Genomic DNA, 18,314 nt, shown 5'->3' with positions numbered 1-18,314 from the left:
CTAATTGATTAAAGAGATACCCCACACTTTTTTATGCTCTCCTCTTTTAGGAGGGGGTAGCCCACTTCATCGAAAAGTCCAAATTTTGCTCATAACACATTGATATCATAACTATGGATAGGTCATTTATTTCGCTGCTTTAATCGATTTTGATACCTTTGAAATCGTATGTCCTAAAGGGTCTATATCGTATTTAAATTTAACTATGCTAATGCGTAATCGCATCATTTTTAACCAAAAACTGAAGTAATAGGCACACTGATCCTAGGCAGCGGTTTGCAACCATCGTTTTTTGTCCATTTTATCCCGCCTTTCTGACAGTAAAGTCACCGCGTGTAGGCCTTTTTCCGCACTCATAAACCGCAGTCGGTTCCCACATAAAATGCATTGGTACGGATCGGTGTTTAAAAACCCTTTGATAAGCGCTGCAAAGCCCGGTTTTTCAGGCACGTTAGGATGTATCATGTCCAACGCGTCATACACTTTAGGTAACAAGCGTCCACGTTTTCGATTGGCTAAAAAACCGTAATAACGGATCATCTTAAAATGCCGCGCTGGGATATGACTGACATAACGTCGTATCATTTCTTCTTGGGATAGGGTCTGTCGTCGATATTGTTGGCTGTGGTGGTCATAATAATGATGAACCACGGTACCCCCACTGTAATGTTTCAATTGAGAAGCCGAGATAGGAGGTCGTTTTAAGTAACGTCCAAGATATTTGACGTTGTGCCACGCGCCTCGGGTCTTTTTAGCAAAATGCAGCTTCCAATAGCGTTGGAACTGGGCATTGAGGTAACGACACCAGGTCGGATAATCGCGAATATGCCCGAAGCCAGGCAATTTATTCGGTAGTAACTGGAAATAGCTGTCACGCAGGAGGCGAATGACGGCACTACGCCAGACTTTTTCGACGTCTTTCTTTTTAAAGAAAATGGGCTTCCAGGTGTCGTATTTGGTGAGACCGCCTCGGGTCACTGACAAATGAATATGCGGATGTTGATTAAGTTGGCGACCATAAGTATGTAGCGCACAAAAAATGCCAATTTCGAGCCCTAGGCGCTTGGCGTGTTTGAGCATAGCACGAGTGGCGCAGCGAAAGAGTTGGTTGAGCAAGGGCCAATTATTGTTGAAGAAAGACCAAAGCAGGTGGGGCATAGTGAGGGTGATATGTTGCCATTCGCAATCCGGCAAAATATGGCGCTGTTGGGCGATCCATTGTTTGGTACCTTTGAGACCACAGGCACTGCAGGCTTTAGATTTACAGGTTTGGCAAAAGAAGCGTGAATGGGTGCAATCAGGAGAAGAGCAGCAATAACGTCGAACGCCCATAGCACAGGTGCTACAGGCGAGCATCTTTTCGACACAGAGGAGTTGCCATTCATCGACGGGGTTGTTATCGATGAAGCGATCCCATCCGTCATGGTATTGAAATAGCAGTTTAGCCGGTCTGGGAATATACATAGAGCAGAGTATAAAAGACGAGAAGGGTGTTGCCTAGAAATAGAGCGGCTTTGCCGCGATGCTCACGCCAACGGCGTGCTTATGTTCTTAGCGTACGTTTTCATACGGTTGGGCTTCAGACCCCTTAAACTGTTAATCGAATTTCCTAACCATGAACGATAACCCAGTGCACTGTGGGAGCCTGTATATAAGATTGTGTAATTGCCTGATTTTGATATGTTCAATTCAACATCAAAATTGGGTTAAGCAATTATTACAAAGAAAAAACAATTTTGTGGTTACCTGCATTTTGGCCAATAAGCTAGCCAGAATTGATAAAATATAGGGTATGATTATCAATATAATTGATTAGTTTGTATAATGTGGCTTACTAGACTACCTTGATCATTGATATATACTGCAATAAGTTTGCCATTTTGCCGATGACTCCCTTCGATCTTTTCGGTTGAATAGGGTGGGATCATAACGCTTTTCGCGATGGGATTATTTTGGTTATTTTCATAATAGAGCTGTGAAATATTCAAAAAATAAGGGGTGGGATTTTTAATCGAAAGCTGATTTTCGGAATGTAACGCACTCACGTTATTGATAAACGACTCTACGCCATTGGCAAGCGCTGTGGGTCGATAAAAAACTTTGATACGAATTTGTAGCGCCAGCTGGATAATATTCATCCCTTCTTTATTTTGAGGTTTTGGCGAGATATTAAGAACATTCAGGTAAAAAACGGATTCTCTATCTTGTGGTAAATCCCCACCAATAAATCGAATCCGTAATTGCGTGCCATCATGAGCGGCGATTTTGGTCACGGGGGGCGTCACAATAAACGGCACCTTTGTCGTTTCAGGGGTGGAGTGGATATTGCCCTCATCAATCCAACTCTGGACTAAACTTGCTTGTTCACTGTCATTAATGGCTTGAATGTTGGCAGATTTTTGGTCGCTTAAGTAAATCAAACGCGTTTTTTTGAGTATTAAGCTCGCATGCGTCTGCGAGCTAAGAAGAAGCAACATTAAACCGTAAAAAACTCCTTGAATATACCGCATTTTTTCATCCTTCTAGTTGTATGACATGACTACAGTTGCGGTGCTGGATACGGGACCTTGTGTCACGATGGAAGGGGTATAAGGGTAATAGTAAGCCCCCATATTGAGGGTAAATGATGGGGAAATGGGACTTCCTTTTGCCACAGTGAAAATAGACGTTGCGGTACTTTGTGCTGACACGCTATTGGATAGAGTGATAGGCGTATTAGGATTACTCGCCATCACGAGTCTAAAACCTACACCGGCAGCGCCTTGGCTGGCAGTGTTATTCATGGTGGTTTTATCTGCTGGGAGTAAGCTGCTGCTGGATAAGAAAATACTGATATCCCTTGATGCATTGCCTCCCGCAAGAAAATCACTGCAAGTGAAGTTGAGATTAAAGGGGGTATAGCCTGCACGAGTTGCCGATTTGACCGTGCTAATACTGACGGGTGGCAAAGTCACGACTAGACCCTGATTCGCAAAGTTACAAGTGGTGGTAATGGGGCTATAAGTGACTAGCACGGGTTGTAAGTAAATATCGTCGGGTTGAGTCGTCCAAGTCAGCCCAAGTAAAAAAGCGAGAAGCCTGACAACCACATCCACAAGCCACTTCACAAGACCGAAGCTGGAGGCATCTGAGGCAAAAACGACGGGGTTAATAGAGACGGTATTACCAGCAATTTCAGTGTAGTTTGTACTAGGTTTGGTGCTCACAAGGGTAAATTGCATTGTAAAATTCACATTCAGTTCATTGGCGTTATGGGAGCCAACAGCAAGACCCGTGACATTATTTTTTTCTAGTTTGGTCACAGTAATTTCAACTAGCTGTTTGCCGCCATTAAACCCTACCGTTGCTTTGCGACCTTGAAATGGTGAGGCAATACCAACGACATTAGGGAGTAGTCCATTATTGGTACAAGTAAATGTACCGGAAAATATGGTTCGAGAGTCTTTGACCACGACAGTCGATGAGTTGCTTAAATCGTTTGATATATCAAACGTAATCGGGGACGCCGTGACTGTTGTCGCTTGTCGACAGTTCGCAGAGGCATACTGGCTGACGGCAAGTAAACTGGAAAATAATAATGCCAATGTGGTTTTTTTCATTGGATGTTCCTTTATTGACAGCGGTTTTTACCTTTATCCATCGTGTTAATTGGTTGATGAATGACGCACTCTTTTTCCCCTTTCAGCTTGACGTGTAAGGCTGAAGGTAGTTGATCACTCTTGAGGTACAACACGCCAGATTGCCCTACATATCCAATACTTTGCTGTTGTGGATCCACAACTTCTGTACCGAATGGCAGGCTATGACCATCCGTTTTTTCACCACGTAAAATAAAGGTTTGTCGAGTGTCTGTTTCTAACTTGATGTAGTTAACTGCGCCTTGATACGGGCTGATGTTCGCCATATTTCCGAGCACTTCAGCGCCAGCCGTGTTTTCGGTATCAGAAAGGGTATATGAGTTAGCGCGATAAGGGGTGCTGTTGGTCACGAGCACCACACCGCGCTGATTGGTTAGTGTGGTTTTATTGTCATTAACCATCATATTATCGGCCATTGGGGCATCAATGATGGTATAGGTATCCCCGGTATCACCCGATAAGGCGATATGGTTAGGGATAGCAACCAAGGTACCTCGGGCACCTAACCCTGCCTGACGATAATCATTCGCTTCGGTGTAAGAACCGGATAATGTGGTGTAAGGGTGTTTATAGGTAATATTTCCACCGAGGACATTGTTACCCCCAGACTGATTCGTGCCTGTCACGGTGTAATTAATTTGGTTATCTTTCCCCGCGATGCCACTGACACTCATGGCAGTTTGTTCATAGTGAGAATCAGTAAAATAGCTGCCTAAGCTCACGTTAGCGCGTTTTTCGAATAGGCTAATGGGAACGCTGATATTCATATAAACGCGGGTTTCTTCTTTATTATCATAATTACGCATCCGTGATACAGATACGTTGTAGGAAATGTCGTTGTAGTTGTTGGCATAACCAACTTGATATTCTCGGCTACTGCCGTGAGTATTCCAGTAATCACGATGGGTTCCAGAAACAAAAACAGAGCCATAATTGTCGCCAAGTTGCTGATTCAAGTTAACGGTGAAGGTATTTTTCGCCCGTGAGCCTCGTAAGGCATCGAAGTTACTTAGCGAGAGATCGGAATTGTTATTATTATTGCCAATTTGGTTGGCATTTTCGTCTTGATATCGTTGCCAGGCTTTATAGTTATCATGAGAATAAATTGAATCGACAAAGCTATAGTAGCCGCTAGTGGAATAGCGGTATGTGGCGAGCGTTAAACTGGTCGAAGTGGCATCAATAAATTTACTGTAGGTTAAACGATAGCTTTGACCACTCTTATCTCCACTATCCAATTTAGTTTTGGCATGAGTGACGTCTGCGGAGATAGCACCAAAGCGAAAGTTCCAACCACTTCCAATGACGGCGGAATAATATTTCTCACTGAGTAGAGCGCCGGAATAGAGCGTCACTAAGTTATTCAAGCCGTAATGATATTCACCTTGAATAAATTTAGGTTGGTATGAGGTATTGTCGATTTTTGCTTGCCCAGCAAGAACGTTATAGTTGGAAACACCCTCTTTAAGCATGTCGGGTACGGCGGAGTAGGGAACAGAGAATGATTCTTTTCGCCCATCCGCTTCTTGTATGACCACCAATAAATCACCGCTTCCCGCGCTAGGCTGAATATCGTTAAATGCGAATTCACCTGGCGGCACGTTTTCTTGATAGACCAAATACCCATTTTGATAAACGCTGACTAAGGCGTTGGTTTGTGCGACGCCCCGAATAATCGGCACAAAGTTTTGGCTTGAGTTTGGCAACATACCCACTTCCGTTGCGAGCATTATTCCTCGCATACGGATGCTATTAAATAGCGCCGTTGGTGTATAAAAATCGCCAGCCTTCAGCCCTGAGTTAATCTGGCTGATTGGGCGGTATACATAGCGGGTGTTATTGCGCCATTTTTGCGAGCCATGGGATGAATAGCGATAACTGGATTCATCACGAAATTGCCATGCACCTAAATTGACACCCGAGTTGAGGGTGGCATAGAAATTCTCATTATTTCTCTTTTCGTGTTTCTTCTCTTTATAAGTGTAATAGTTTGTATTATAAGCAAAAATAATGGCTGGCACGCCATGTTGCCACAAGCTGGGATCGACATAACCAGATTCAGATTGTTTAATCGACACTTGTGGAACGGTAATGTTTAGTCGTAATTCGCTGATTTTAAATTGGTAATGTAAATTGGGTGCCAGTGAGCTGAGTTGAACATATGCGTTATCCTCAGGCTGATCTGTTTGGTTAGGTGTGGTTTTTAAACCGAGCTTAGGGACATCACTTTGCGCAATGCTGATTTGCTTACCATTATCTTCAACATTGATGTCAAACTGTCCTTTCCAAACCTGATTAACATAGATGTCCGCAAGTTGTTTGCCCGCTGGAATTTGTCCATCCGAATAGAAACGAGAAATATCTCCTTTTGCAGATTCACCTACCAAAAGGGAGGTATCGAATTCATCTGCAAATGCATTTTTTAGATAAGTCTGTAGCCCTATTAAAATAAGGATGTAGAGATAATTTTCTTTTTTCATGATGGTTTCTTCTGTTAAAGCTGAAGGTTTTTAGATTTGAAAACACCATAGTCATCAACATAAGTCAGAATAAGATTGTTACCTTTTAACTGCTTTTTTAACGGCAGTGTTTTGGATGTGTGGGGTGGAACCATCTCTGAATCAACAAGCGTTGTTTTTTTATCTTCAGGCGTTGTAATAGCAGCAATTGTAAAGTGGTATTGGGAATTATTATTCACGACAATACCGTTATTATTTAGCTGGTAATTAATATTGTCCGTGATATTTTCAGGTGATTCAGTTAATCCCTTAGGTCGATAAAATAATTTTATTCTTGAACGCGCCGCTAATTGAATGACATTTTTCCCTTTCATTGAATCTGGCGCTTTAGGAATATCTAGGACATTTAAATAAAAAACACTTTCAACATTATCTGGAAGTTTTCTGTCTGTTTTTTTAATTTTTAATTGTTGACCTTGTAAACCCTCTATTTTGATAATAGGAGGATAAAGATAAAACGGAGTATCTGAATTTTCAGGTGTTGAGTTTATATTACCATCATCAATCCATGATTGAACTAATGACGGTGTGTTACTTTTATTAGTTAATTGCACAGACATGCTTTGTGCAGCTTCTGGATATATAATCCTTGTTCCTGTAATAATAACGTTTGAAAATGTTTCTTTAGAAAAAAATAAAAGAAGTAAGAATAATAATTTTATTTTCATAATAAATTCTCACTAAAAGCTAGGTTCAGAGGAACCTAGCTTGAGTTTATTGTTATAGATATGAAACGGTATAAACAACGTTTGATTGCAGCGCACCGACAGATGCGGCAGTCGCATTTGTTTTGTAGTAGCTAGCAATTAAGTTCAATGTTGCACCCGCAGCTGAAGTGGTATTGGCTGCGGTTAACTGAGTATCAAAGGTCGTATTTAATGGAATAGCAACGGTTGGTGATCCAGTCTGTGACAAGCTAAAGCCCACGTTACGAGCAACGGCCGGATCATTTTCGTTCACTGTTGTATTCATTAAATACAGGCCTGAAGGCGAAATATTACTTGAAGAGAAGTGAAGTTTTAATGTCCCTGCTGGCGTACCTCCACCAACAATTGCACAGTTTGAAAAGGTAAGCCCAAAGGCTTTTTGGTTTTTTGTAATAACTGTACTTGCCGTTGTTCCTGCATCAGAAGATATAATCGGATCTAAAGCAATCGACATATCAGCGCTGTTATTACCATTAATCGTACAGGTAGTATCACTAATTGCACCGGAGAAAGAAATAATACCTCCAGGGCTATTTGTGGCAGCAATTACTGAGCCAGATAACACGGATAAGGACAGTATTGATAGAGAAAGTATATGTCTAGGCATAATTAACCCCATCGAGGTTCTCGATTAATTAAAATAAGTGATTTTTTCGCTAGAAAAGTTGTCTAGCTTTCTTAAGCTTAGATAACGAGTGACAATATGTAAAGTGTGTTAAATTAAACTTTAAAACGCATATTTAGAGCCTATCTCAATAGGAGGTAAATTCATTACCTTACCCATCTATATCGATACTTAAAAGTCAGGCTGTATAAGGTTTTGGTTACAGTGATGATATTTTTTTATGCGGTAATTAATCCCTATTGAGATAGGCTCTAAACACGCTGGAAAAAATGCCCCTCTGAATAACCAGCTATTCAGATAATGACTACCCATTATTAATTAATCGAAGATGAGACGGTTATTTATTACGTCAGCTTTTAACCTTTAACTTTTACCTTATTTCTCCACCGGTCAATTACCTACCGGTATTTATTTTATCTAACCATAATATGGGATGTTTAACCATGAAAAAACGTCTGGTGTTTTTGTCTTTAGCGTCATTGTTTTTAGTTGCCTGCAGTTCTACGCCACACAAAAAAATCACATCGGGGTTCTACGCCGGAACCTCAGATTTTTCCGTCCGTTCAAATTATCCACGGTTGAGCAACTTGATCCCATCCGCTCGCAGTTGACCATCAGGGGAAATATGCCTGTACAAAGTTTGCCGGGTTATCCCAAGTTCCTGGCATAGCGTACTGACCTTTGTTTCTGGTTGCCCCATTGATGCCATTGCCAGTCGCAGTTTGACTGGCGTCATTTTATAAGGCCGGCCGCCGTTCCGCCCACGGGCTCTTGCTGATGCCAGACCTGCAGTCGTTCGTTCAGCAATCAGTTCACGCTCAAACTCGGCCAGTGCGGCAAAGATCCCAAAAACAAGCTTGCCGGCAGCTGTCGTGGTATCGATAGTCGCTCCGTGACCGGTCAGTACCTTCAGGCCTATCCCGCGTCCGGTAAGGTCATGCACCGTATTAATGAGATGACGAAGGTCGCGACCAAGTCGATCCAGTTTCCATACAATCAGGGTGTCATCTGGCCGCAGGGCCTTCAGACAGGCAATAAGTCCAGGGAGATCTTCTCGCTTGCCCGATGCCCGGTCTTCATAAAGATGGGCAGCGTCAACGCCGGCAGCGATCAGCGCATCACGCTGTAAATCATTCGCCTGAGAACCATCTGCTTTTGATACCCGCATATAACCAATTAACATTTTACACCTGTCACATATACGTTCGATTATGTGACATTCTGATTTTTGTGCCGGACTCTGTCAATGGAAGTCACATTACCCGTCATTTAAATTATGGCACGTAAAGGGTGTGTTTTAATGATAATGTGACAATTACGTTTGAATAAATATAAGGATCAGGGATGGCCATCAAAAATAAACGGCACTGTTGCAAAGTGTGATTTTTATAAAAAATAAAGTGTTATAGCCACAATATATTGGATTTTTATTAATATAAATGACTATATATGGTAGATAGGTTAATCTCAGTAAAACTTTGCAACAGTGCCCCATTAAGGGCATTGAGGCGATGCGAGCACTCCGAAAAGGCCAGGCTGAGCAATTTTATTATGGTCATCCCTTAGGAGCGTTGTGGAAAATGAAGCAGCAATTTCTTTCCCCGGGTTGGACAACTCAATTTTCGGACATTCCTGTCGTAAAATGCTAATCAATATTTGGTGATTTTTTGAACATTATTAATATTCATTCATTAATCAGCTCATTAACCTTGTTATCAACATAGTTATTTAAAGTTATCCACTGATTTTGTGGATATGCCTTTTTTGCGTTTCGGGGCAACGGCTTCATGCTGGCATTGAGCCAGGCTTAAGCCGAACGCCGGATTGACCCCATTTACACACAGTTGGCGCAGGTTCCCCGTACACTCCCGTTCTCGCGCCTGTTTGGGGCGCGTTCACTGGCTCGCCAAATGTGGAAAATGGGGTCAACCGGCTTGAAAGGTCAACCGCTGCGCCTTTTTTACGTTTTCAACGTGGCGCAAAGGGTAGGGGTGCAGCCCCCTGCGGGACCGCCCCTGGTTCACTGCTTAGCTGCGCTAAGCGTTAATGTCGACTTGCCGTTCGCTTCTCTCGCGGCAAGTCGGGTGCTGCCATTTTCACCGTTTGTGTCGTTAATCGTTCATTGTGTCCCACAGCTTGGCCTAAAACATAGCCTCAAGTCGTCATACAGCAAGGGTTAAGTGAACTCCACCAAAATTCTTGCCGCTGCGCTTACCAACAATTTTGTCTCCGCCCTTGCTTTCTTCCTTGTCTCGGCTCTGTACGGCCTTTGCAGCGGAGGAACTCAACGAAAGAAATCATTAACACCGAGGAGGATTCAAATATGTCATCACATCAACACCTTGCAGCTCCAGAATCTAACGAAAGAAGGGGTAAAACCCCACTGACAGATGGTCAGAAAGCGGATTTATTGCATTACATTGCGCCATTAACACGGTTATTGGATTTGTTCGAGGGGGATATTTCACCTGAGTTGTACGACGAAGAAATCACGCTGCACAGTGATGCTTTCGATTCCAACAGTATTTTTATGAAAGAGGGGTATCCGATTGGTTTTAGTGACAATTTGAACCATTTATTTTATCTGCGCCCTGAACTGATTCAGGGGAAATAGGGGTTAAGCGAGGTTGAGTCTCGCTTAACCCAGACCATTAATCAACTAGAGGTAACTAACATGTCTACAGTAGAAACTATCATTAACCCAAAACAACGTAAAGCAAAAAAAGGCACAAAATCCGCACAGGCCGACGCGATTTATCAGGCATTGGACAGCATGGAAGCACATGTATTGCCGTTATCGGTATTGATGCAAAGTGAACTCAATGTGCGTAAACGCCCAATCGATGAAAAAGCCTTGTCAGAACTGGCAGACAGTATTCAAGCGGTCGGGGTGTTACAAAACTTGGTGGTTTACCCGATGGACAATGACGTCTACGGGGTTGCTGCGGGTCAACGTCGTTTTCTGGCGTTACAACAATTGGTGACAAAAGGGCATTTAGCGTCGAGTTTCCCTGTGCCCGTCAAAGTGGTTTCAGAGTCCGATGCGCTGATTATTTCCCTGACGGAGAACAGCCAACGTGAAGCCATGCATCCAGCCGACCAACTTCATGCTTTTATCGAGCTACAAAAAACAGGCAAGAATGCGTCTGAAATTGGTGACTTATTAGGGTTTAGCACTCACCATGTGAAAAAGTGTCTGCGTTTGGCAAACATGGCTCCCGAGCTATTAGCTGAGTTGGATGTGGACAATATCGCCCTAGACCAACTGCAAGCGTTAGCCGGAACGCCTGACCACGACCGCCAAGTGATGGTCTGGAACAATGCAACGGGTTGGAAAAAAGAGCCACGTTACTTACGTGAAGCGGTTGAAGAAACTAAAACCCCCGTCGAAAATAATCGACTGGTGAAGTTTGTTGGGTTGGATGCCTACGAGCAAGCAGGGGGAACCCTTGAAATTGACCTCTTCACCGAAGCTGGATTCATTGAAAATGCTCCACTATTAGAAAAATTGGCACTCGATAAGCTCACTGTGTGTGCGGAGCTGTTAGCCGATATTGAGAATTGGCAGTACGGTATTGCCCGCTTAGAGCGTCCAAGTTTTTACGGTAATGACGCGGAAACCTTGTCTCTCAGTCATGTGCCCGAGGCGGTCATTCCCCCTGAATTTACGGATTTACTGGCTGAATTGCGTGCTCGTGAAACAGATTTACGTCAGCAATCATGGGAAACAGATGACGAAAATGAACAAGCTGACCTTTGCCAAGCGGTGGCAGATTGCGAAAAGCAGATTGAAGACATTAAAGACCGTACCAAAAATCAGGCGTGGTCAGCCGATGGAAAAGCCACAAAAGGCGTAGTTGTCTTCCTTGACCGTGATGGAGAGCCGTGTGTCATCCGTGGCGTCATTGACTTAGCACAGCAAGCGCCACAGTGCAGTGAAGCGGAAAGCGAAATTGAAAGTGAGAGTGAACAATCAACGACTCAAGTTGAGACGGTTTCTACCTACAGCGCAGCGTTGTGCAAAAGTCTTTCTTCGGAGCGCACCTTAGCCGTTCAAGCGGCATTAACACAACATCCGAACGTGGCATTGGTGATGTTGGTGCATGACGCGTGTATTCAGGTGTTTGGTTCCCCGTATGCCAAAACCGCGTTTAACATTAAATTTTCACGTGCTCAGGACGAATTACTCAACAATGCACCGACGGCTCAAGACAGTGAAGCAATGCAATTACTCAATACGCAATTTGAGTCATGGTCAATGCGTCTCCCTGACGCATGGCAAGCCGATTTTTCATGGTTACTGACATGGGAGCAAGCGGATTTAGTCGCATTACTGGCGTTTTGTTCAGCGCAAACGTTGACCGCACGATAACACGTTAGCCAAAGCTCTGCGCCCGATTGAACAGGCGATTGCCTTTGATTTTCGTCAATGGTGGCAACCGACGAAAGCGAACCTCTTTGGGCGTATCAGTAAAGACCAAATCAGTGATTGTTTAACCGATGCAGGGGCATCAGATAAAGCCCTTGAAGCTGTCAAAATGAAGAAAGGGGATGCGGCGGAATTAGCTGAAAACAGCCTCAAAGACACGCATTGGTTGCCTAGCTGTTTTCTCAATGTCAACGCAGACACTCATCACACGGATAATGTTCAATAAAAACGAGGAGACACTGCCTTGAAAAGGGCAGTGTGACTAATCATGACAACGATCCCAAACCATTTAGCCCTTGTTCCTTTTAACGACCGTCAATATGCGGCAGCAAAAGCCATCATTCATGTGGAGGATAAAATTGAAAAAGGACACTATCAAAAACGTTATCCGTATGCGTGTGCTTTAATTCGGTTTTTTACGGGCAATACGGGCGCAATCACATGTGACGACCTGAAAATCACCCTGATTTTGGCGTTTGATGACAAACGGGCTATGCCGTCAAAAAATCGTTATCTTGCGGCACTTGATACCTTTATTCAGTCCCGAGGACTGGTCTGTCCTTTACCGTTATCCGATCGCAATGTACGCGATTTTTTCCCTGAACGCTATTTTCGCGACTGTGAACGGCAGGATCGCAAAATTCAATCGCATAACCACGTTGAGAGTCGCGCCCGACAAAAAGCGCAAATTAAAGTCGAGCAACAGTACCAGAACCGATTAGCGCAAGCCGAAATTGAGTTAGCGTTTATTACCCCCAGTGAGTTTAAATCGTGGTACAACCGGTTTAATCGTGATGGTATTCACGATTATGATCTGATTGAATTACTGGTGAACTGGACGCAGCGTTTTAGCTCGTTGAACTTACGAAAATACCTGGATTTTGCCCCATTATGGTCGGCTCTCTTGGATTTTTATGACGAAATTGATACCCGATCATACGGAGAGCAATTACTGGATGGTTATGCCATACCCAATAAATTAACCCGTTAAAAGGGGGCTTAAGATGAAGGAAACACCAGTTGTTTTACTCGAAACTGAGGACAGTTTGGTGCTCATAATGCGAGGTGAGCACACTAAGGAAACTGTGATTAACTCTGCCATTGCGGCCAATGAGATCACCGAGGATGATCGCGCTACGTGGATAGCCTGTGACGATATCATGGTGGGCTATTATAAAGCTGTACCAAAAGATGATTATGCTACTTATTACATGCCCTGCAATCAGGATATCAAAGGTGCATTTTTAGCAACTTGTCTAACGCTGTTTTAATACTAATAATAAATACTGTTTGTTATGAGGTAAAAATATCCAGTGGTGCATCCACATTGACACAACATTGGAGCTTCGTTGAGCAAAGACAAGAAATGGTTCGGGTAACCCCGAACCATTCTGGGTTTAGCGCAACATAACAATAATGATAGAAAGAGAGTGTTAGAGGAGAAAAACTGTGGACTTAATTAAAAATGAGTAGATTAGGTCTAAGAAAAGGGTTGAGTAAAAAAACGAGGTAAAGTGGATTATTCATCGTAATAACAAGGCATTGAAACTAATTTATCCTAAAAAAGACACAACGACCTATGGGTTCCTACGGCAACTCGATGTCTTCGAGCTGTCGCCTACACTCCAACACTATTCGTTTTACGAATGGGTTTCCGCAGAGCCGCACGCGTCTCTGTCCTTCGGATAGCAAGCGAAACCTAACGGCACGGCATTTCGTGCTTCGCACGGCCTCTAAGGACGCCACGCGTTGCGTGTCGGCCGAATTCATCCTTACCTATCGCTTTTATCTCTCCGTAAGTACTTTCGCTAGGGCGTGTATTTCGCACCCAAACTCAAGATCTTGCAAGGGTTCGCTTCGCCGCATTGCGCCCTTGCAAAACCTTTCCTTTGTTTGCTTCATCGCCCTTGCCGCGAAAGAACTCACAGAGAGATGTATTAAAACTTGCAGGTAAACCAGGATGTCTTCGGAGAACGTCAACACCGCCGCTCCTGAATCTTCAGAAAGATGGGTTAAAACCAAAACAAGGAATATCAATATGAATTATCAAGTTTTATTTTCAGAAACGAATAAAAAGAGCACCACCGAGGATGCGTATGAAGTTTATCACTTTGATTCAATTAATGAGTTTTTCACTTCTCTGAAAAAAACGCGATTCACTGAAAAAATGAACACCCGTTATCGCTACATATTGACGGATGGAACAACCCATTTCGATTTAACTTACCGAGAATTAATCAGTGAAAGCCACATTAAGCCATTTAAAAAAAGGCTTCACCAATATGTTTAAAGCGACCTATTGAATAGCGCGAAATCGTAACGCGCTATTCAATATCGAGCCAGTTCGATATTGATTCAATGACGAAAACCTAAAAGGAGAAACAGTATGTATCACGCATTAGAGCAGTACGAAACAGACCCTTACCAAGAAGCGCAAAGCGCGGAAATGATGTACTGGATAGGACGCGAACAAGCCGCCAAAACCGCACCCAAAGAAATCACGTTATCGCAATTTATGGATGCCTTATCTGTCATGCCGCCATTGGATTGGCAAGGCAATAACAATACGGAGTCATTTAAATTGCAAGAAATGGTGTTGGGGAACGTGACGGACATTTTTGTCAAAGTGGATGGGCGTTATTTCACGTTTAGAGATGGTTCAACGTTATCTCACGCGCAAATTGTGTCGCGTGTGCGTTGTGCGGGATTACTCGCACAACAATGAAAAAAGCAGGCTTTCGCCTGCTTAATCCGTGCCTTGAGACGCTTTTTTGCAGGAAGAAACTCAAGGCATATCATCAACTCAAAGGAGAAACTCCGATGAATGCAAACATCATGGCATACGCTGCCAACCCTGTAAAGTCCAAAATGTCCGCCATACCCAAACGCCGAGTTATGCGCCACGATATGGCAATCAGTGATATTGAGCCGTGTTATCGTGCAATGGCGCGACATATCGACAAACAACTTAAGCGAAAACAGCCCGTTCGTATCCCTGCGATGAATAATCATTGTTTGGGGCAACTGTTGCGCTGTTTAGAACTGCGTAAATCGTGGATTTAAGTTAATTCACTGCCCCTGTTTTTTTTGGAGTATCGATATGTCACAATTGAGTTTTTTTGATGTGGATTTAAGCCAATCTGTGAAAAAAACAAGCCCTGTTAACGCGGAGTTATCCCGTCAAGCTCAGAAAATAGCCGAAAAAACGGTCGAAAAAGAGCATTTAGTCATAGTTAATCCCACGTCAAACCGCGACTTTCACAAAGAATTTATTCAACTTTTTAACCAAACCGCGCGATCTCACAGTCGTTTAACCGTATTCCGCGATTTTATCCATGTTGCAGCCATTTCATTAGAAAACAGCGTGAAATAATGCCCTGAATTGGAACAAACTTACTTTACCGTGATTGCGCGTTATGAAAGAGCCGATTTAGATGTATTCGCTAAATTACTCGCAATTTGCGTTAATGCTTTAGACCAACAAGCCACCGATTTTTTAGGGGCGGTGTTTATGGCGCTGGAGCTAGGCGAGGGGGCATGGGGGCAATTTTTTACCCCGTTCCATGTTAGCCAGCTCATGAGTGATCTCATCACCGGAGATTGTGCGGCGGTCATTGAGAAAAATGGCTATATCAGTGTGAGTGAGCCGACGTGCGGTGCAGGTGGGATGGGGATTGCTTGTGCCAATTCGGTTTTACAGCAAGGGTATAACCCACAAACGCACATGATAGCGGTGTGTACCGATATCGATGAGGTCGCCGCCCGAATGTGTTACGTCCAACTGGCATTATTGGGGATACCTGCCATTGTGAATATCGGTAACAGCTTAACGCTAGAGGTTCGACAAACACTGTATACCCCGATGTTAATGCTAAATTCATTCCGCTTTAAATCCTTTTTCACAGCCTAATTCACGTTATTTTCAAGGGGATTTATTCCCCTTTTCGCGCATCGGCTTAATCCTGGCATCGAGCCAGGCTCAATCCGACAATATCAACCCCTGCGCCTTTTTACGCTGACGCGTGGCGCAAAGGGCTGGGGTGCAAGCTCCCGTTGGGAGCTGCCCCTGAAATGACCGCTTAACGTTGTTAAGCTCTAACGACGACTTGCGATTCGATTCTCTCGCCGCAAGTCGGGTTGCGTCATTTTCTGTCTGTGAGTTGTTAATCTTTCGTTGTGTCCCTCCGCTTGGGCTTAAACATAGCCTCACTGCGTCATCCAGCAAGGGTAAAATGCACTCCGCCAACATTCTTGCCGCTGCGCTTTCCAACAATGTTGTCTCCGCCCTTGCTTGCTTCCTCGTTTCGTCTCTGTCCGCCCTTTGCAACGAAGGAACTCAACGAAAGAAATCATTAACGCAAAGGGGACACTAAAATGCCACAACAGCAACATCTTGCAGCTCAAGAATCTAACGAAAGAAATGGAAAAGACGAAGTGCGGATCACTGCAATTGAAGTGACAAAACCGCAAGCCCGTTTGGATTTTTTATTTTCAAAGCTCCGTTCACAGTGTCAGGTCTTTGAACGCAGCGTTTTTAATTACATGAGCCAACATGCTATCGCTTATCAAGGGGGCTTTTGGGATTTTTATCATTTGTCGAATGGCGGGTTTTATCTACAACCGCCAAGAGGTTACATGCTTACGACCCCAAACGGCTTTATGGACGAGGTCACGGCGAAAGAAGCGGGGATCATTGTCACTTTAATGATGTTGAGTCATTTCTCATTTTTGACTCATGAAAAGGGATTACAGGACGATTTTGAGCGTATTTCTGCTTATTTTTACCAATTGCGTGAGTTTATTTTTACCTTATCTGCGGAGTCCCAATCCACGATATTTAGAGCCATTGATTAATCACACCACCGCGCAAGTTTCAGGCTTGCGCGTCATTTAAAACTCATTAACGTATTAGGTAAAGGAAAAAAGAATATGGAACAGCAAACACAGTTATCTATCGGACAAGTTGTTTACACCAATTTATATAATCTGGGTAAAGGGGTGATTGTTAATATTCATGGAAAGCAAAAACCGGAAAGTATCCAAAATATTCATGACATTATGGTCATTGGCGGAAACGCGGAATTTGATATCGTCTTTTTTAACGGTGGGAAAACCCAACGTTTACCGGAAAGTATTTTACACGGTATCCAATGGCAAATTGAAAATGACCGTGTTGATAAAGAAACAATAGAAGCACTCATTCAAAAAGCGGATGCTTTTGAGAAAACTAAAATAGCCGAAGAAGAACAAAAGCAACTTGAATTTAATCAAGGTGTCGAATTACAGCGACATAATGAAAAATATACACACCTGACACAACGCGGATCAAAATCAAACAGTGAAATTAAATTAGTCGGTAAAAATATCCGTGTAGATTTAAAAAAGCATTTTCCTAAAACAAAATTCTCTGTTCGAATGCGTCATTATACGTCGTATACTATTTCATGGACGGATGGTCCAACTGTCGATAACGTTAACTCAATTTTACTGAAGTATAAAACGGGACATTTTAACGCTTATGAAGATTATCATTATAATGAAAATACCCCCTTTAACGTGATTTATGGTGGTGTCGATTATGTTTTCACCGATCGCAATTACAGCGATGAAAAAATAGAAATGGCAATACAGTTTTTAATTAACAAACACGGTGAGTTTTATCATTTTGATATTAGCCTTATGACCGTTGAAAATTTTCACCACGGTAAATTATGGAATGTGGGTGTAGATCAAGCCAGAGGGAATAATGGGATGCAAGGAGAAATTCACCGCGTATTAAGTGAAACAACCTATTAAAAGAAAACGCGCCAATAGGCGCGTTTCTTTTTTTAATACTAAGCCACATGCATTGCTTAATATCAAACAAGATTATAATTATAAAAATAAAAAACAACAGCGTTAAGTTGATTTATTTTCTTTAATCTTTAGATAAATGTGATAGATCTCCAGTGCGTATTGATTTCTTTTCTGTTCTTGCTCGATTGATTTTTTGAGTCCTGCATTATAAGCGCCTACCCCTTTCCAGACGTCCCCTTGTATTCGAATGAATTTCGCTAAATAAAATGCACCTGTATAAATATTCATGCATGGATCTTGTTTTAAATGATTTTCGGTAATTCCATATTGGGCTAATTCGCCAAAATTTTGTGAGTGAATTTGCATGAGTCCGATAGCATAGCGAGTCGATGAGGCTTGATTAATGGCATTAGGATTAAATGAGCTTTCCCGAAATGCGACCGCGCGTAATAAATCTGGGTCAATTTTGTAATCATTACCCGCTTTATCATAGCAATCATAGGAAAATGAAAATGGCGAAACAAATAACGCAATGAGAATAAAGATTATTCGCATAGTGAACCTCATTAAATAATGATATTTCTGCACTCAGAGTCCCCC

20 protein-coding genes and 2 pseudogenes are annotated in these 18,314 nt (G+C 42.8%); 14 read left to right on the top strand and 8 right to left on the bottom strand.

Going from position 1 to position 18,314, the window contains the following annotated elements; genetic code table 11:
- Window positions 1-264: 264 nt before the first annotated feature.
- Window positions 265-1,464 (bottom strand): IS91 family transposase, encoded by a 1,200-nt coding sequence (locus HFU86_RS19335; protein WP_187129928.1) that lies wholly within the window; start codon window positions 1,462-1,464, stop codon window positions 265-267.
- A gap of 205 nt (window positions 1,465-1,669) precedes the next feature.
- Between HFU86_RS19335 and HFU86_RS19880 the strand changes: the two are divergent.
- A pseudogene (locus HFU86_RS19880) lies at window positions 1,670-1,789 on the top strand (IS110 family transposase); the annotation flags it as partial.
- A gap of 10 nt (window positions 1,790-1,799) precedes the next feature.
- Here HFU86_RS19880 and HFU86_RS19330 read toward each other — a convergent pair.
- The 6 genes from HFU86_RS19330 to HFU86_RS19305 all read right to left on the bottom strand — a co-directional run bounded on the left by HFU86_RS19330 (window position 1,800) and on the right by HFU86_RS19305 (window position 8,672).
- Window positions 1,800-2,510, bottom strand: a complete 711-nt coding sequence (locus HFU86_RS19330; RefSeq protein ID WP_187129927.1) for a fimbria/pilus periplasmic chaperone — start codon at window positions 2,508-2,510, stop codon at window positions 1,800-1,802.
- Between the two features lie 12 nt (window positions 2,511-2,522).
- Window positions 2,523-3,599, bottom strand: coding sequence for a fimbrial protein (locus tag HFU86_RS19325; protein WP_187129926.1), 1,077 nt, complete (start codon window positions 3,597-3,599; stop codon window positions 2,523-2,525).
- A gap of 11 nt (window positions 3,600-3,610) precedes the next feature.
- Entirely contained in the window at window positions 3,611-6,118 is a 2,508-nt protein-coding gene (locus HFU86_RS19320) for a fimbria/pilus outer membrane usher protein (protein WP_187129925.1), read from the bottom strand.
- A gap of 14 nt (window positions 6,119-6,132) precedes the next feature.
- A complete protein-coding gene (locus HFU86_RS19315; RefSeq protein WP_187129924.1) occupies window positions 6,133-6,825 on the bottom strand; it encodes a fimbrial biogenesis chaperone in 693 nt (230 codons plus the stop codon).
- Between the two features lie 52 nt (window positions 6,826-6,877).
- Window positions 6,878-7,471: a fimbrial protein gene (locus HFU86_RS19310; RefSeq protein ID WP_006663314.1), complete on the bottom strand. Its 594-nt coding sequence runs from the start codon at window positions 7,469-7,471 to the stop codon at window positions 6,878-6,880.
- A 586-nt stretch (window positions 7,472-8,057) separates the two neighbouring features.
- Entirely contained in the window at window positions 8,058-8,672 is a 615-nt protein-coding gene (locus HFU86_RS19305; protein ID WP_132497268.1) for a recombinase family protein, read from the bottom strand.
- Window positions 8,673-8,982: 310 nt separating this feature from the next.
- Here HFU86_RS19305 and HFU86_RS19300 point away from each other — a divergent pair.
- From HFU86_RS19300 to HFU86_RS19240, 13 genes and pseudogenes are all read left to right on the top strand, one after another.
- Window positions 8,983-9,138 (top strand): annotated as a pseudogene (locus tag HFU86_RS19300) (DUF4113 domain-containing protein); the annotation flags it as partial.
- Between the two features lie 674 nt (window positions 9,139-9,812).
- A complete protein-coding gene (locus tag HFU86_RS19295) occupies window positions 9,813-10,103 on the top strand; it encodes a hypothetical protein (RefSeq protein ID WP_132497267.1) in 291 nt (96 codons plus the stop codon).
- A 60-nt stretch (window positions 10,104-10,163) separates the two neighbouring features.
- On the top strand, window positions 10,164-11,861 hold the full coding sequence (locus HFU86_RS19290) for a ParB/RepB/Spo0J family partition protein (protein ID WP_187129922.1): 1,698 nt from the start codon (window positions 10,164-10,166) through the stop codon (window positions 11,859-11,861).
- Window positions 11,862-12,027: 166 nt separating this feature from the next.
- The gene (locus HFU86_RS19285) at window positions 12,028-12,144 is read left to right on the top strand and encodes a chromosome partitioning protein ParB (RefSeq protein ID WP_187129921.1); all 117 of its coding nucleotides are present in this window, start codon (window positions 12,028-12,030) and stop codon (window positions 12,142-12,144) included.
- 42 nt (window positions 12,145-12,186) lie between these two features.
- A complete protein-coding gene (locus HFU86_RS19280) occupies window positions 12,187-12,909 on the top strand; it encodes a plasmid SOS inhibition protein A (protein WP_187129920.1) in 723 nt (240 codons plus the stop codon).
- 13 nt (window positions 12,910-12,922) lie between these two features.
- On the top strand, window positions 12,923-13,189 hold the full coding sequence (locus tag HFU86_RS19275; protein ID WP_132497264.1) for a hypothetical protein: 267 nt from the start codon (window positions 12,923-12,925) through the stop codon (window positions 13,187-13,189).
- Window positions 13,190-13,956: 767 nt separating this feature from the next.
- Window positions 13,957-14,208 carry a hypothetical protein gene (locus HFU86_RS19270; RefSeq protein WP_132497263.1) on the top strand — a complete coding sequence of 84 codons (252 nt, stop codon included), beginning with the start codon at window positions 13,957-13,959 and terminating at the stop codon, window positions 14,206-14,208.
- A gap of 96 nt (window positions 14,209-14,304) precedes the next feature.
- Complete coding sequence (locus HFU86_RS19265; protein WP_132497262.1) at window positions 14,305-14,643, top strand: hypothetical protein; 339 nt, start codon at window positions 14,305-14,307, stop codon at window positions 14,641-14,643.
- Between the two features lie 95 nt (window positions 14,644-14,738).
- Window positions 14,739-14,981 (top strand): hypothetical protein, encoded by a 243-nt coding sequence (locus tag HFU86_RS19260; RefSeq protein WP_132497261.1) that lies wholly within the window; start codon window positions 14,739-14,741, stop codon window positions 14,979-14,981.
- 37 nt (window positions 14,982-15,018) lie between these two features.
- Complete coding sequence (locus HFU86_RS19255; RefSeq protein ID WP_132497259.1) at window positions 15,019-15,291, top strand: hypothetical protein; 273 nt, start codon at window positions 15,019-15,021, stop codon at window positions 15,289-15,291.
- Between the two features lie 9 nt (window positions 15,292-15,300).
- Entirely contained in the window at window positions 15,301-15,828 is a 528-nt protein-coding gene (locus HFU86_RS19250) for an N-6 DNA methylase (RefSeq protein WP_132497258.1), read from the top strand.
- A gap of 464 nt (window positions 15,829-16,292) precedes the next feature.
- Window positions 16,293-16,772 (top strand): antirestriction protein, encoded by a 480-nt coding sequence (locus tag HFU86_RS19245; protein ID WP_132497257.1) that lies wholly within the window; start codon window positions 16,293-16,295, stop codon window positions 16,770-16,772.
- 75 nt (window positions 16,773-16,847) lie between these two features.
- Window positions 16,848-17,714 (top strand): LPD29 domain-containing protein, encoded by an 867-nt coding sequence (locus tag HFU86_RS19240; protein ID WP_187129919.1) that lies wholly within the window; start codon window positions 16,848-16,850, stop codon window positions 17,712-17,714.
- Window positions 17,715-17,816: 102 nt separating this feature from the next.
- Here HFU86_RS19240 and HFU86_RS19235 read toward each other — a convergent pair whose 3' ends face one another.
- Window positions 17,817-18,302, bottom strand: coding sequence for a transglycosylase SLT domain-containing protein (locus tag HFU86_RS19235; protein WP_336431783.1), 486 nt, complete (start codon window positions 18,300-18,302; stop codon window positions 17,817-17,819).
- Window positions 18,303-18,314 lie beyond the last annotated feature (12 nt).

The organism is Providencia sp. JUb39 (genome assembly GCF_012272845.1).
Lineage (GTDB): Bacteria > Pseudomonadota > Gammaproteobacteria > Enterobacterales > Enterobacteriaceae > Providencia > Providencia lanzhouensis.
Note: the sequence above shows the minus strand (reverse complement) of the source record. Positions and strands in the feature narration are given on the sequence as shown.

Bases quoted from the DNA above. Each gene is read 5' to 3' on its own strand.
- HFU86_RS19265 (WP_132497262.1), top strand. From the start codon at position 14,305: ATGTATCACGCATTAGAGCAGTACGAAACAGACCCTTACCAAGAAGCG.
- HFU86_RS19330 (WP_187129927.1), bottom strand. From the start codon at position 2,510: ATGCGGTATATTCAAGGAGTTTTTTACGGTTTAATGTTGCTTCTTCTT.
- HFU86_RS19295 (WP_132497267.1), top strand. From the start codon at position 9,813: ATGTCATCACATCAACACCTTGCAGCTCCAGAATCTAACGAAAGAAGG.
- HFU86_RS19240 (WP_187129919.1), top strand. From the start codon at position 16,848: ATGGAACAGCAAACACAGTTATCTATCGGACAAGTTGTTTACACCAAT.
- HFU86_RS19285 (WP_187129921.1), top strand. From the start codon at position 12,028: ATGAAGAAAGGGGATGCGGCGGAATTAGCTGAAAACAGCCTCAAAGAC.
- HFU86_RS19325 (WP_187129926.1), bottom strand. From the start codon at position 3,599: ATGAAAAAAACCACATTGGCATTATTATTTTCCAGTTTACTTGCCGTC.
- HFU86_RS19290 (WP_187129922.1), top strand. From the start codon at position 10,164: ATGTCTACAGTAGAAACTATCATTAACCCAAAACAACGTAAAGCAAAA.
- HFU86_RS19280 (WP_187129920.1), top strand. From the start codon at position 12,187: ATGACAACGATCCCAAACCATTTAGCCCTTGTTCCTTTTAACGACCGT.
- HFU86_RS19310 (WP_006663314.1), bottom strand. From the start codon at position 7,471: ATGCCTAGACATATACTTTCTCTATCAATACTGTCCTTATCCGTGTTA.
- HFU86_RS19260 (WP_132497261.1), top strand. From the start codon at position 14,739: ATGAATGCAAACATCATGGCATACGCTGCCAACCCTGTAAAGTCCAAA.
- HFU86_RS19305 (WP_132497268.1), bottom strand. From the start codon at position 8,672: ATGTTAATTGGTTATATGCGGGTATCAAAAGCAGATGGTTCTCAGGCG.
- HFU86_RS19255 (WP_132497259.1), top strand. From the start codon at position 15,019: ATGTCACAATTGAGTTTTTTTGATGTGGATTTAAGCCAATCTGTGAAA.
- HFU86_RS19315 (WP_187129924.1), bottom strand. From the start codon at position 6,825: ATGAAAATAAAATTATTATTCTTACTTCTTTTATTTTTTTCTAAAGAA.
- HFU86_RS19320 (WP_187129925.1), bottom strand. From the start codon at position 6,118: ATGAAAAAAGAAAATTATCTCTACATCCTTATTTTAATAGGGCTACAG.
- HFU86_RS19245 (WP_132497257.1), top strand. From the start codon at position 16,293: ATGCCACAACAGCAACATCTTGCAGCTCAAGAATCTAACGAAAGAAAT.
- HFU86_RS19335 (WP_187129928.1), bottom strand. From the start codon at position 1,464: ATGTATATTCCCAGACCGGCTAAACTGCTATTTCAATACCATGACGGA.
- HFU86_RS19275 (WP_132497264.1), top strand. From the start codon at position 12,923: ATGAAGGAAACACCAGTTGTTTTACTCGAAACTGAGGACAGTTTGGTG.
- HFU86_RS19270 (WP_132497263.1), top strand. From the start codon at position 13,957: ATGAATTATCAAGTTTTATTTTCAGAAACGAATAAAAAGAGCACCACC.